This is a genomic window from Rahnella sp. JUb53, assembly GCF_004346065.1.
Lineage (GTDB): Bacteria > Pseudomonadota > Gammaproteobacteria > Enterobacterales > Enterobacteriaceae > Rahnella > Rahnella variigena.
In genome coordinates this window covers 99,066-111,682 of the sequence record NZ_SLYT01000012.1, presented here as the reverse complement: position 1 = coordinate 111,682, position 12,617 = coordinate 99,066, and the positions used below count along the sequence as shown (strand labels likewise).

The following is a 12,617-nucleotide window of genomic DNA, read 5'->3' as shown; positions in this document are numbered from 1 at the left end:
TTCAATTCAAATCAGGCGGTTTTTGTTTATCTGCATCTTTAAAACTTAACGGAACAACGTTTGTGCCCAGCGGGCCAGGCCAGCGGTGACCGAGCCGAAATCATTGCCACCGACCAGCGGAATACCCGGTAACTGCGTCTGTAATGCAGCACGCAGCAGCGGCGAACGCGCACTGCCGCCGGTCAGGTAAATTACGTCAGGTTTAATTTCGCTGCTGGCCAGTGCCAGACTGACCTGTTCCTGAATGCGTTCCAGCGGCTGAGAAATCGCGTCACTCAGTTGCTGCTGGCTGATGGTTTCCGCCAGACCGGATTCAATAAAGTCCATCGCAGCCGTAACGCTTTCACGTTCAGAAAGTGCAATTTTACTTTCTTCTGCGGCACGCACCAGACGATAACTCAGACGCTGTTGCTGGACTTTCAGCAGGCGTTTGATCAGATCCGGTTGCGCGGCATCGCGGATCAGATCCCGCAACATACGGGCATTCGCCACGCTGTAGAAATCTAACTGTGCAGGAACATCGTTGGTCGCCACTGCATTCCAGTAAGGCAGGGCCGGGATAGCGATCCCTTTTTGCGTTTCGCTGCCCATACCAAACTGCGGTGTGAGCTGTTTGAACGCAGTCATGATGTCCAGATCATTACCGCCAACGCGGCAACCACTGTGACCGAGCAGGCTGTTCTGACGCTCTGCTTTATCGCGCCACTGCGGGCCCATCAGCAATACCGAGCAGTCCGTGGTACCGCCGCCGATATCGACGACCAGCACGGTTTTCTCTTCCGTCAGTGTCGCTTCGAAATCCAGACCTGCGGCGACCGGTTCAAACTGGAACGCAATATCGCGGAAACCGGCGCGCTCAGCGGCACGTTGTAAAATACCCTGCGCCTGAGCATTGGCCTCTTCACCACCCATACCCTGAAAGTTGATCGGGCGGCCGATCACTGTCTGTTCAATACTTTCCTGCAAGACGGATTCGGCCTGACGCTTAATGTGGTACATCATTGCGCAGACCAGATCTTCAAACAGGGCAATCTGTTGAGGTTTCAGGCCGTTCGCACCCAGGAAGGATTTCGGAGAGCGGACAAAGTACACCTCTTCCGGATCTTCCATATAGGTCGAAAGCGCCTGCAAACCGAAATGCACGCTGTTAGCATTAACCGGAATATCTTCCTCGCGGTTAAAGCTGATGCTGCGGCGCAACAGTGCCAGATTTTCATCACTGCCTGCCGGAACCTGTCCGTGACGGTTCAGCCATTCGCTGACCGCTTCACGTGTCGGTGCACAAAGCATGGAGGGTAAATAAGGATCGTTATTTTCTAACGCCAGCAGATGGGCGTTATTATCGCGCATTACTGCAACTGAGCAATTCGCTGTACCGTAGTCAAATCCAATAAACATCATTGTTCCCCATGCCAAAGAAGGGACGGGACTTTACCGGAGAGAGGCAGATTCATCAAGTCAGCGGGGCGGAAATAGAAGGAATTCCCTCTCCTGAGATGAAGAGGGAATAAACTACACAGAATTACTTCACATCTTTTACTTCAACAGCGCCTGCGCTTTTGCGACAACGTTATCAACCGTAAAGCCAAACTCTTTAAACAGTTGCTCTGCTGGTGCAGATTCCCCGAAAGAGGTCATGCCGACAATTGCACCGTTGAGGCCGACGTATTTGTACCAGTAATCGGCGATACCGGCTTCCACCGCCACGCGCGCAGTCACGGCTTTCGGCAGCACAGATTCGCGGTAAGCCTCGTCCTGTTTGTCGAACACATCAGTAGAAGGCAGAGAGACTACCCGCACTTTAGTACCCGCTGCAGCCAGTTTGTCCGCGGCTTCTACCGTAATACCTACTTCAGACCCGGTGGCAATCAGAATCACATCCGGCGTGCCGTCTGAGTCTTTCAGCACATAACCACCGCGTGCGACGTTTGCCAGTTGCTCAGCGGTACGCGGTTGCTGGGTCAGGTTCTGACGCGAGAAGATAAGTGCAACCGGACCGTCGTTGCGCTCGATGGCATATTTCCATGCCACGGCAGATTCGACCTGATCAGCCGGACGCCACAGGCTCATGTTTGGCGTCACACGCAGGCTGGCCATTTGCTCAACCGGCTGGTGCGTCGGTCCGTCTTCCCCCAGACCGATCGAATCGTGGGTATACACGAAGACGTTGCGTATTTTCATCAGCGCCGCCAGACGTACCGCGTTTCGGGCATATTCAACGAACATCAGGAAGGTCGCAGAATAAGGCAGGAAACCGCCGTGCAGCGCGAGACCGTTGGAGATGGCCGTCATGCCGAACTCACGCACGCCGTAGTGGATGTAGTTGCCGGCGTGGTCTTCAATCAGTGATTTTGAGCCCGACCACATGGTCAGGTTACTTGGCGCAAGGTCTGCGGAACCGCCGAGGAATTCAGGCAAAATTTTGCCAAACTCTTCCAGAGTATTTTGTGAGGCTTTACGGCTGGCGATATTCGCAGGTTTGGCCTGCAAACCTTTGATGAATGCCTGTGCTTTGGATTCCCAGTCCGCAGGTAATTTGCCATTAACGCGGCGGTCAAATTCAGCGGCCAGCTCAGGATAGGCTTTGGCATAAGCGGCGAATTTATCGTTCCAGGCTTTTTCTTTGGCTTTGCCCGCTTCTTTAGCATCCCAGGCGTCATAAATATCTTGCGGGATTTCAAAGGCCGGATAGTTCCAGCCCAGCGCCTTGCGGGTGGCGGCGACTTCGTCGGCACCCAGTGCGGCACCATGTGCTTCGTGAGTCCCGGCTTTGTGCGGCGAACCGAAACCAATCACTGTTTTGCACATCAGCAGGGAAGGGCGGTCAGTGACTTTATGAGATTCTTCGATTGCCGCTTTTATGGCGTCGGAGTTTTGGCCGTCAATTCCACGGATGACATGCCAGCCGTAAGCTTCGAAACGTTTGGCCGTATCATCGGTAAACCAGCCTTCGACGTGTCCGTCAATGGAGATGCCGTTGTCATCATAAAACGCGGTCAGTTTGCCGAGTTTCAGGGTACCGGCCAGCGAGCAGGCTTCGTGGGAAATCCCTTCCATCATGCAGCCATCCCCTAAGAAGACGTAGGTATGATGGTTGACGATTTCGTGATTTTCACGGTTAAACTGCGCGCCTAACGTACGTTCAGCAATCGCAAAACCCACGGCGTTGGCAACGCCCTGACCCAGCGGGCCGGTGGTGGTTTCCACGCCCGGCGTATAACCGTATTCAGGATGTCCTGGTGTTTTAGAATGCAACTGGCGGAAGTTTTCCAGTTCGCTCATTGGCAGGTCGTAGCCGGTCAGGTGCAGCAGGCTGTATTGCAGCATCGAGCCGTGGCCGTTGGACATCAGGAAGCGGTCACGATCGGCCCATTTCGGGTTGGTCGGGTTGTGATTCATGTAATCACGCCACAAGACTTCGGCGATATCGGCCATCCCCATCGGGGCGCCGGGGTGTCCGGAATTCGCTTTCTGGACGGCATCCATGCTAAGTGCACGGATAGCATTCGCTAGTTCTCTACGAGAAGGCATATTTTTCTCCGGATGGGTCACTTTGCTGAGCCAGATGACAAAAGTGCGGAGTTGCCACCGTTCTGCCAGGTGACTCAGCTGAGGTTAGATTTTTTAAACTACGGCTGAAACTAAAGCTGTGCTGAAAGCATATCTTCGAGTTTCTTCTGATCGACGGCGAATGCGCGGATACCTTCCGCCAGTTTTTCAACGGCCATGGCGTCCTGATGGTGTTCCCAGAGGAATTCAGCCTGTGTCAGAGGTGCGGGTTTTTCCCCACCCTTGCCGGAAGGCTGTAATTTACGTTCAACCGGTTCATTGCTGGCTTTCAGTTCTTCCAGCAGATTTGGAGAAATGGTCAGGCGGTCACAACCTGCCAGCGCCAGGATTTGTTCCACTTTACGGAAGCTGGCACCCATGATGACGGTCGGGTAATCGTGAGATTTGTAGTAGTCGTAGATGTCGCGAACCGATTTCACGCCCGGATCTTTTTCCACGTCATACGTTGCGTTCGGCTCTTTGGCTTTGTACCAGTCGTAAATACGCCCAACGAACGGAGAAATCAGGTAGACGCCGGCTTCTGCACAGGCGCGTGCCTGAGCGAATGAGAACAGCAGGGTCAGGTTACAGTTGATGCCTTCTTTTTCCAGCTTCTCTGCGGCTTTGATCCCTTCCCAGGTGGAAGCCAGTTTGATCAGAATACGGGATTTATCAATGCCCTGATCCTGATACAGGCCAATCAGTTTACGGGCCTTTTCGATACACAATTCACTATTGAAAGACAGGCGGGCATCGACTTCAGTCGAGATGCGGCCTGGTACGCTTTTCAGGATTTCCCCCCCGATATTAACGGCCAGTTTATCTGTGGCATTGATCACCTGAGTCTCTTTGCTGCCGCCTTGCTTACGGGCATAGTCCAGCGCGTCTTTAATCAGGTTTTGGTATTGCGGCAGGTCGGCTGCTTTGAGGATCAGCGAAGGATTGGTGGTCGCATCCTGAGGCTCGAAATGACGGATAGATTCAATGTCACCGCTGTCGGCAACGACGGTGGTGATTTTTTTTAGTGCGTCTAACTGGTTCATCTCTTAGCTCCTTAGCGAGAAAAAACGATACAGCAATAAGGTCGTCTGACTCTGGTTCGTAGGGCTCCTACCCTGCATCATTCTGTTAACAAACTGAATGCGCTTTTTCTGATTACTGCAATGGGTCTCAACAATGGCGGCCTTTGTTGCTGCTTAAATTGGGCGTCTGACGAGAAAAGCGCAAGGACAAACTTTAAGCTTAGTTGATTTTTACGAGACGTCTTCCATGAATGAAAAGCAAACAATGTAACGGTCAATTTTTGGTCGTTATTCACCCTTCGTCGTGGCAGGGTTATCTATACTGGTCAGCGGGAAACCTGATGGTGATGTTTACCCGTACCCTGTTGTCTCTGCAAAAAATAAGAAACAAGAAAAGGACCCTACGATGGACGAACAACTCAAGCAAAGTGCGCTCGATTTTCATGAATTCCCGGTGCCCGGAAAAATTCAGGTCTCGCCCACCAAACCCCTCGCCACACAACGTGATCTGGCGCTGGCTTATTCACCCGGTGTTGCCGCTCCCTGTCTGGAGATCGCCAGAGATCCGCAGGCCGCTTACAAATACACAGCTCGCGGCAATCTGGTGGCGGTAATTTCGAACGGAACCGCGGTTCTCGGACTGGGTAATATTGGCGCGCTGGCCGGTAAACCGGTGATGGAAGGGAAGGGCGTATTGTTCAAAAAATTCGCGGGTATCGACGTGTTCGATATCGAAGTCGATGAAAACGATCCGGATAAACTGATCGACGTGATAGCCGCGCTGGAGCCGACATTTGGCGGCATCAACCTTGAAGACATCAAAGCGCCGGAATGTTTTTACATCGAGAAAAAGCTGCGCGAACGCATGAAGATCCCGGTGTTTCATGACGATCAGCACGGCACCGCGATTATCTGTACGGCGGCGGTACTCAACGGTTTACGCGTGGTGGGCAAAAATATTTCGGATGTCCGGCTGGTGGTGTCCGGCGCGGGGGCTTCTGCTATTGCCTGTCTGAATCTGCTGGTCGCGCTCGGACTTAAGCGCCACAACATTACGGCCTGTGATTCCCGTGGCGTTATCTATAAAGGCCGCGAAGAAAATATGGCCGAAACCAAAGCAGCGTATGCCATTGACGACAACGGGCAGCGCACGCTGGGCGATGCCATTCCGCAAGCTGACATCTTCCTCGGCTGTTCCGGCCCCGGCGTTTTGACGCAGGAGATGGTGGTAACCATGGCGAAGGATCCGTTGATCCTGGCGCTTGCCAATCCTGAACCGGAAATTCTGCCACCGCTGGCGAAAGCGGTTCGCCCTGATGCCATCATCTGTACAGGTCGCTCGGATTATCCCAATCAGGTCAACAACGTGCTGTGCTTCCCGTTCATTTTCCGGGGCGCGCTGGACGTTGGTGCAACCACCATCAATGAAGAAATGAAACTGGCTTGTGTTCATGCGATTGCCGATCTGGCGATGGCAGAACAAAGTGATGTGGTGGCTTCCGCCTATGGAGAAGAAGAGCTGTCTTTCGGCCCGGACTACATCATTCCGAAACCCTTTGACCCGCGGCTGATTGTGAAAATTGCACCGGCGGTTGCCAAAGCGGCAATGGATTCTGGTGTGGCGATGCGCCCTATTAAAGACCTGGATGCGTACGCCGAGAAGCTGACGGAATTCGTCTATAAAACCAATTTGTTTATGAAGCCCATTTTCTCGCAGGCGAAGAAAGATGCCCGGCGGGTGGTGATGGCGGAAGGTGAAGAAGAACGCGTATTACAGGCCACGCAGGAGTTGATTTCCCTTGGGTTGGCCAAACCTATTCTGGTCGGGCGGCCAAGCGTTATTGCCATGCGCATTAAAAAGCTGGGGCTGCAACTGGAAGCAGGCCGCGATTTCGAAGTGGTGAATAACGAATCTGATCCGCGCTTCAATGAGTACTGGCGTGAATATTATGAGCTGATGAAACGGCGCGGTGTGTCGCAGGAGCAGGCGCGGCGCGCGGTGATTGGTAATCCGACACTGATTTCCGCCATCATGCTGTTGCGTGGTGAAGCTGATGCGATGATTTGCGGTACGGTCGGTACCTATCACGAGCATTACGACATCGTGGAGAAAGTGTTTGGTTTTCGCGAAGGAGCGCACGTTGCCGGCGCGATGAATGCGTTGCTGCTGCCAAGCGGCAATACGTTTATTGCAGACACTTACGTTAACGACGATCCGACGCCGGAACAGCTGGCAGAAATCACGCTCATGGCGGCAGAAACGGTGCGGCGTTTTGGTATTGAGCCAAAGGTTGCATTGCTTTCGCATTCGAGTTTTGGCACGTCAGACAGTCCGGCGGCGCTGAAAATGCGACGTACGCTGGAGCTGGTAAACGAGCTTGATCCAGAGCTGGAAATCGACGGTGAAATGCATGGCGATGCGGCGCTGGTGGAAAGCATACGTCAGGACATCATGCCGGACAGTCCGCTGAAAGGTTCGGCCAATATCCTGATTATGCCGAATATGGAATCGGCGCGTATCAGCTACAACCTGCTGCGGGTATCGTGCTCTGAAGGCGTGACCGTCGGGCCGGTGCTGATGGGGGTGTCGAAACCGGTACATATTCTGACACCGATTGCTTCGGTACGCAGGATTGTGAATATGGTGGCTTTAGCCGTGGTCGAGGCGCAGACCGAGCCTCTTTACCTCTAACTCTAACTCTAACTCTTTAACCCTGACTCTTTGAACCTGCCTGCTTAAACCTGAAAGGGCGCCGCAACGGGCGCCCTGTTTCATGAAATGACGGGCTCAGTATTTCACTTCGCCGATCCGCTCCAGCGCATCGACGATCAGATCCCAGAAACGCTGATGATCGAGTTTTACCGCGACCTGCGTGTGGCAATCCGGCGGCGGTGGGGTGCGGAAATCGGCAACAGTCATGCCCAGCGTCAGCGTGCCGGTCAGCTCAATATCCACCGGCACTTTTTGCACCGTCATTACGTTCGGATCAATCACGTAAGCCACTGCGCAGGGGTCATGAACCGGCGGGGAATCAAAGCCCTGACGATCTTTGTAGCTCATACCGAAGAAATCGAGCAGCTCACCGACAAATTTGGCGGGCTGTGTGCCGACCGCAGCAATACGCGCAGCGACTTCCGGCGTGGCAAGTGCCTGATGGGTGAGATCCAACCCGACCATGGTCAGCGGCCATTTTTCGTTGAACACGATATGGGCGGCTTCCGGGTCAATTTTGATATTAAACTCGGCGACTGCGCTCCAGTTACCTACATGATAACCGCCGCCCATCAGCACCACTTCTTTGACACGGTCAGCAATGCGCGGCTCTTTGCGTACCGCCATCGCAATGTTGGTCAGCCCGCCGGTGGGCACCAGCGTGATGGTTTTCGGCGGGTGGGACATGATCAAATCAATGATCAAATCGATAGCGTGTACCGGCTCCAGTGTAATGGCGGCTTCCGGCAGCACCGGTCCGTCAAGACCTGATTCGCCGTGGATTTCGTCAGCCACTTCAATCTGACGCACCAGCGGACGCGTTGCGCCTGCGGCAAACGGCACGCCGGTGAGATTGATCACGCGGGCGACTGCCAGCGCATTGCGGGTGACTTTTTCCAGCGTCTGATTGCCGACCACCGTGGTGACGGCCAGCAGTTCGATGTCAGGGTTACCGTGAGCCAGTAACATCGCGATAGCGTCGTCGTGCCCCGGATCGCAGTCAAGGATGATCTTTTTGACCATTTCTTATTCCTTTAATTAATGTAGTGGTACTTCGGTTTCGACAGCCAGACCGGATTATTTTTTGGCTTGTTGCAGCCACTTATCCAGTTCATTGGCAAATTGCTGGCGGTCGCGCTGATTAAGCGCAGGCGGTCCGCCGGTCTGCACGCCGCTGGCGCGCATGGTGTCCATAAAATCACGCATATTCAGGCGCTCTTTGATGGTTTCAGTGGTGTACCGCTCGCCGCGAGGGTTGAGCGCTACACCGCCTTTTTCAATCACTTCCGCCGCGAGAGGAATATCTGCGGTGATCACCAGATCGCCGGGCTCGGTGCGTTTAACGATTTCGTTATCCGCGACGTCAAAACCGGCTTCCACGCGCAAAGTACGCAGGAATTTCGACGGTGGAGTGCGGATGATTTGGTTAGCCACCAGTGTCACCATCATGCCGGTGCGCTCAGCGGCGCGGAACAGCACTTCCTTGATGACATTCGGACAGGCATCGGCATCAACCCAGATTTGCATTAGCTTGCCTCTCCATTTACAGAGGATCCTTTTTCAGCCAGCCAGTCGCGAACCGGCAGGAAATCGCTGTACAGCGCGGCTTCCGGGCTGCCAGCTTCCGGCTCGTAGCCATATTCCCAGCGCACCAGCGGCGGCATCGACATCAAGATAGATTCTGTACGCCCGCCGGTTTGCAGGCCAAACAGTGTTCCGCGATCCCACACCAGATTGAATTCGACGTAGCGGCCACGGCGGTAAAGCTGGAACTGACGCTCGCGTTCGCCCCACGGCATTGCTTTGCGTTTTTCCACGATGGGCAGATAGGCGTCAGTGAAGCCGTTGCCGACGGCCTGCATAAAGCTGAAACAGGTATCGAAATCTGGCGAGTTCAGATCGTCAAAGAATAAACCGCCGATCCCGCGTGCTTCATTGCGGTGTTTGATAAAGAAGTAATCGTCACACCATTTTTTGTATTTCGGATACACGTCATCGCCGAATGGCTGGCAAAGCTGCTGCGCGGTGAGGTGCCAGTGGCGGGCATCTTCTTCAAAACCATAATACGGTGTGAGGTCAAAACCCCCACCGAACCACCAGACCGGCGCTTCACCCGGCTTTTCGGCAATAAAGAAACGCACATTGGCGTGGCTGGTCGGAATGTAAGGGCTCAGCGGATGAATGACCAGTGAGACGCCCATGGCCTGAAAACTACGCCCGGCAAGTTCAGGGCGATGTGCCGTGGCGGAAGCCGGAAGGGTCGCGCCGGAAACATGCGAGAAGTTCACACCAGCTTGTTCGAACACTGCGCCATGGGTCATAACCCGGCTCTGACCGCCACCGCCTTCTTCGCGAACCCACTGGTCTTCAGCAAAATGACCTTTGCCATCGGCAGCGGCCAGTTGCTGGCAAATGTGGTCCTGAAGCTTTAGCAGGAAGGTTTTGACTTGCTGGATGTCGGGAATGGATTGGCTCACAGGCTAACTCGCAGACGTTGACTGAAAAGACATTCAGCGCCTTGCGGGCGCTGAATGATAGAAAAGTGGACGTTATTATATACCCAAAACCCTGCGGGTCACCAAAGGCGGCTGCTTTGGGTGTGGGGGAAACGTTATCGGGGCTTGCGCTCGTTGGCATCGAAGTAACTGAAAAAGTTCACGATACCCTGGGAAATGGCCTGAGCAATTTCACGGCGGAACGCTGTTGTGCTGAGCAACTGTTCTTCCTGATGGTTGGTGATAAACGATGTTTCCACCAGAATTGACGGGATCGACGGGGATTTCAGAACGGCAAATGCGGCCTGTTCAGTTTGCTGGCTGTGCAGGTGATGGATAGGCCGGATCCTGTCGAGCACGTGATGCCCCAGCGTCAGGCTGTTTTTAATGGTGTCGGTCTGCACCAGATCGAATAACACCTGCTGCAGATAATTGTTGTCTTCTTTGGCGTACTTCGCTCCGGCAACCAGGTCGGCGTCATTTTCTTTCTTCGACATATAGCGCGCCATGGCGCTGCTGGCACCGCGGTTGGAAAGAGCAAAAACCGACGCACCGGAGGCCGTCGGGCTGGTGTAACCATCGGCGTGAATGGAAACGAACAGATCTGCCTGATGCTGATGTGCCAGTTCAACACGCTGATAAAGTGGAATAAAGTGGTCGGAATCGCGGGTTAGTTTGACTTCAATATGGCTTTGCTCGCCCAAAAATTCCCGCACATAGTTGGCGATTTCCAGCACCACGTGTTTTTCTTCCGAACCCTCATGACCGACAGCGCCGGAATCAATACCGCCGTGGCCGGGATCGATCATCACCAGTTTCTTCGCGCCAGGCGGCTTAGGTGCCGGGGCGGATTTGGTGATGTGTGCCTGTTGTGCTGCGCTGGCAGAGCGGGAACCAAAGGCGGCAATCGCTAAACCGAGTCCGGAAAGCAGTAACTGGCGGCGTGTGGCGGCAGCAGGAAGCGGCTGGAAATGTAGAAATTTGTTCAGGGGGTTTAACATCAGTCCGTTACCGTCAGAAAAAAGGCAGAATGCTCTATGTTATAGAGTATCTTTTTTATAGTTTCGATCTGAGAACTATTACTTTTTATGAATATTGTGTCGCGGATGAAATCAGGGCCGAATAAATGTCCGGTAACGGGCGGGAATATCTTCTTCAGATGTTGAATTTGCGGTTTAAATTCATTCTTAAAGCAGACAATCTGTGATTTTGATGTTGCGTATCAAACAGATCACGCGATAATCAAGTAAACCCCTATTAACAGCGGCGAACAGTGATGGAAATTCGCGTATACCGTCAAGAAGATTTTGAAGAAGTACTGACCTTATGGGAGCGTTGCGATCTGCTGCGCCCGTGGAACGATCCTGAGCTGGATATCGAACGTAAAATTAACCACAGCCCGGAGTTTTTCCTGGTGGCAGAAGTGGGTGGCGAAGTGGTCGGCACCCTGATGGGCGGCTACGACGGCCATCGCGGTTCGGCTAACTATCTCGGCGTACATCCGGATTATCGCGGACGAGGCATCGCTAACGCGCTGGTTAATCGTCTGGAGAAAAAACTGATTGCCCGCGGCTGCCCGAAAATGAATTTAATGGTGCGTGCAGAAAACGATGCCGTGGTCAGCATGTACGAAAAACTGGGTTATGAAATTTCGGATACGCTTTTACTGGGTAAGCGGCTGATCGAAGATCAGGAATATTAATCTACCCGTTGTTCTTCATTGAATAAAAAAGCCCCGGCAGAATCACTTCTGCCGGGGCTTTTTACATCATGAATTACTTGATAATTTTAACGCTCTTGACGTCAACTTCCACAGAGTTCCAGTCTTTATCGACTTTACCTTCGATGCGGATTTTATCTTTCGGCGATACGTTCTGTCCCTGCCAGCGCTTGCCGTCAATTTCTACATTGAGGGTGCCGGTGTTATCGCGGAAAATGTATTTATCGTGGTCGATACGCTGATCGATAAAACCTTCCAGCATGATCCATTGATCATCTTTCATGGTTTGCGCGTCTTTCACGGTGCTCAGCGCCGTGGTACCGGTGAAACCGCCCTGTGCTGCAGGCTGTGTTTGCGTTTCCTGTGCTGACGGACCGTTAAAGCCGCCGGTTTGCTGGGCAAACGCCGTCGCTGAACAAAGTGCAATGAGGGTTGCCAGAGTGATCTTCTTCATCATAATAGGTCTTCCTTAATTTAACGTTTCCGGAGTAACGACAACTATGACATCGTTTCGGATGTCTTGCCGTGCTGGAGACCATTAAAGCAGACTGTTCTTAACAGTTTCTTAAGCGTATACCCGGCATACATCAAATTATTTTAGGTATGTCACTGGGGATTGTTAGATTTAACCTTATTTGCAGGAACGTTGTTCTTTTTATGAACCCGGATGATTATAACGACCACGGTATGTTGCGATTGCCGCTGTGGTTCTGGACGATTTTAATTTTGCAGGCACGAACCTGGTTGTTGTTTGTGATGGCGGGTGCTTCCCGCCAGCAGGGAAGTGATTTGCTGACGCTGTTTTACCCCGATCAGCAAAGTTTCTGGTCCGGGATGTTGCTGGGGTTGCCGCCCGCGCTGGTGTTTTTGCTCAGTGGTCGTCGTCATGTCTGGCCGCGCATCTGGCAGGCCGGATACTGGTTACTTCTTGCCGGGATGTTTGTCACTTTTGCATTGCAGGCTCTGGGATTATGGCAAAGTACTGACATAATTTCTGGTGTGGATATCGTGCTGGCATTACTGGATGCGGCCGCACTGGCGTATTGGTTATTGAGCCGCCGTTTGCGCGCCTGTTTTGATGCCTCACACCGTCTGGCCTGAAGCATATTCCCTTTTGG

General features: G+C 53.1%; 11 protein-coding genes. 3 read left to right on the top strand and 8 right to left on the bottom strand.

Translation table 11 applies throughout. The features are described from left to right. Nucleotides 1-45: 45 nt before the first annotated feature. The 3 genes from yegD to tal form a co-directional block, all read right to left on the bottom strand. Nucleotides 46-1,398 carry a molecular chaperone gene (gene yegD / locus EC840_RS22185; RefSeq protein WP_132967096.1) on the bottom strand — a complete coding sequence of 451 codons (1,353 nt, stop codon included), beginning with the start codon at nt 1,396-1,398 and terminating at the stop codon, nt 46-48. Between the two features lie 138 nt (nt 1,399-1,536). Beyond that, the gene (gene tkt / locus EC840_RS22180) at nt 1,537-3,531 is read right to left on the bottom strand and encodes a transketolase (protein ID WP_132967094.1); all 1,995 of its coding nucleotides are present in this window, start codon (nt 3,529-3,531) and stop codon (nt 1,537-1,539) included. Between the two features lie 110 nt (nt 3,532-3,641). Then, nucleotides 3,642-4,592: a transaldolase gene (gene tal / locus EC840_RS22175; RefSeq protein WP_112288889.1), complete on the bottom strand. Its 951-nt coding sequence runs from the start codon at nt 4,590-4,592 to the stop codon at nt 3,642-3,644. A 385-nt stretch (nt 4,593-4,977) separates the two neighbouring features. Here tal and maeB point away from each other — a divergent pair, with 385 nt between their 5' ends. Beyond that, nucleotides 4,978-7,263, top strand: coding sequence for an NADP-dependent oxaloacetate-decarboxylating malate dehydrogenase (maeB, locus tag EC840_RS22170; RefSeq protein WP_132967092.1), 2,286 nt, complete (start codon nt 4,978-4,980; stop codon nt 7,261-7,263). Nucleotides 7,264-7,359: 96 nt separating this feature from the next. Here the strand turns inward: maeB and EC840_RS22165 are convergent, their stop codons facing one another. From EC840_RS22165 to amiA, 4 genes are all read right to left on the bottom strand, one after another. Then, entirely contained in the window at nt 7,360-8,307 is a 948-nt protein-coding gene (locus EC840_RS22165) for a nucleoside hydrolase (protein WP_132967090.1), read from the bottom strand. Nucleotides 8,308-8,361: 54 nt separating this feature from the next. Then, entirely contained in the window at nt 8,362-8,811 is a 450-nt protein-coding gene (locus tag EC840_RS22160; protein WP_112288886.1) for a YaiI/YqxD family protein, read from the bottom strand. Next, nucleotides 8,811-9,761, bottom strand: coding sequence for an oxygen-dependent coproporphyrinogen oxidase (gene hemF / locus EC840_RS22155; RefSeq protein WP_132967088.1), 951 nt, complete (start codon nt 9,759-9,761; stop codon nt 8,811-8,813). Before hemF ends, EC840_RS22160 begins: the two co-directional genes overlap by 1 nt. Before the next feature lie 134 nt (nt 9,762-9,895). Further along, nucleotides 9,896-10,780 (bottom strand): N-acetylmuramoyl-L-alanine amidase AmiA, encoded by an 885-nt coding sequence (gene amiA / locus EC840_RS22150; RefSeq protein ID WP_112288884.1) that lies wholly within the window; start codon nt 10,778-10,780, stop codon nt 9,896-9,898. Nucleotides 10,781-11,055: 275 nt separating this feature from the next. On the opposite strand from amiA, the gene EC840_RS22145 reads away from it, so the two are divergent. Beyond that, complete coding sequence (locus tag EC840_RS22145; RefSeq protein WP_013574419.1) at nt 11,056-11,481, top strand: GNAT family acetyltransferase; 426 nt, start codon at nt 11,056-11,058, stop codon at nt 11,479-11,481. Between the two features lie 73 nt (nt 11,482-11,554). Here EC840_RS22145 and EC840_RS22140 read toward each other — a convergent pair whose 3' ends face one another. Continuing rightward, nucleotides 11,555-11,953, bottom strand: coding sequence for a YgiW/YdeI family stress tolerance OB fold protein (locus tag EC840_RS22140; protein ID WP_181955542.1), 399 nt, complete (start codon nt 11,951-11,953; stop codon nt 11,555-11,557). 203 nt (nt 11,954-12,156) lie between these two features. Here EC840_RS22140 and EC840_RS22135 point away from each other — a divergent pair, with 203 nt between their 5' ends. Next, nucleotides 12,157-12,600: a DUF2919 domain-containing protein gene (locus EC840_RS22135; RefSeq protein WP_113876013.1), complete on the top strand. Its 444-nt coding sequence runs from the start codon at nt 12,157-12,159 to the stop codon at nt 12,598-12,600. Nucleotides 12,601-12,617 lie beyond the last annotated feature (17 nt).

Coding starts and splice junctions, on each gene's coding strand:
- yegD (WP_132967096.1), bottom strand. CDS start 1,398: ATGTTTATTGGATTTGACTACGGTACAGCGAATTGCTCAGTTGCAGTA.
- tkt (WP_132967094.1), bottom strand. CDS start 3,531: ATGCCTTCTCGTAGAGAACTAGCGAATGCTATCCGTGCACTTAGCATG.
- tal (WP_112288889.1), bottom strand. CDS start 4,592: ATGAACCAGTTAGACGCACTAAAAAAAATCACCACCGTCGTTGCCGAC.
- maeB (WP_132967092.1), top strand. CDS start 4,978: ATGGACGAACAACTCAAGCAAAGTGCGCTCGATTTTCATGAATTCCCG.
- EC840_RS22165 (WP_132967090.1), bottom strand. CDS start 8,307: ATGGTCAAAAAGATCATCCTTGACTGCGATCCGGGGCACGACGACGCT.
- EC840_RS22160 (WP_112288886.1), bottom strand. CDS start 8,811: ATGCAAATCTGGGTTGATGCCGATGCCTGTCCGAATGTCATCAAGGAA.
- amiA (WP_112288884.1), bottom strand. CDS start 10,780: ATGTTAAACCCCCTGAACAAATTTCTACATTTCCAGCCGCTTCCTGCT.
- EC840_RS22145 (WP_013574419.1), top strand. CDS start 11,056: ATGGAAATTCGCGTATACCGTCAAGAAGATTTTGAAGAAGTACTGACC.
- EC840_RS22140 (WP_181955542.1), bottom strand. CDS start 11,953: ATGAAGAAGATCACTCTGGCAACCCTCATTGCACTTTGTTCAGCGACG.
- EC840_RS22135 (WP_113876013.1), top strand. CDS start 12,157: ATGAACCCGGATGATTATAACGACCACGGTATGTTGCGATTGCCGCTG.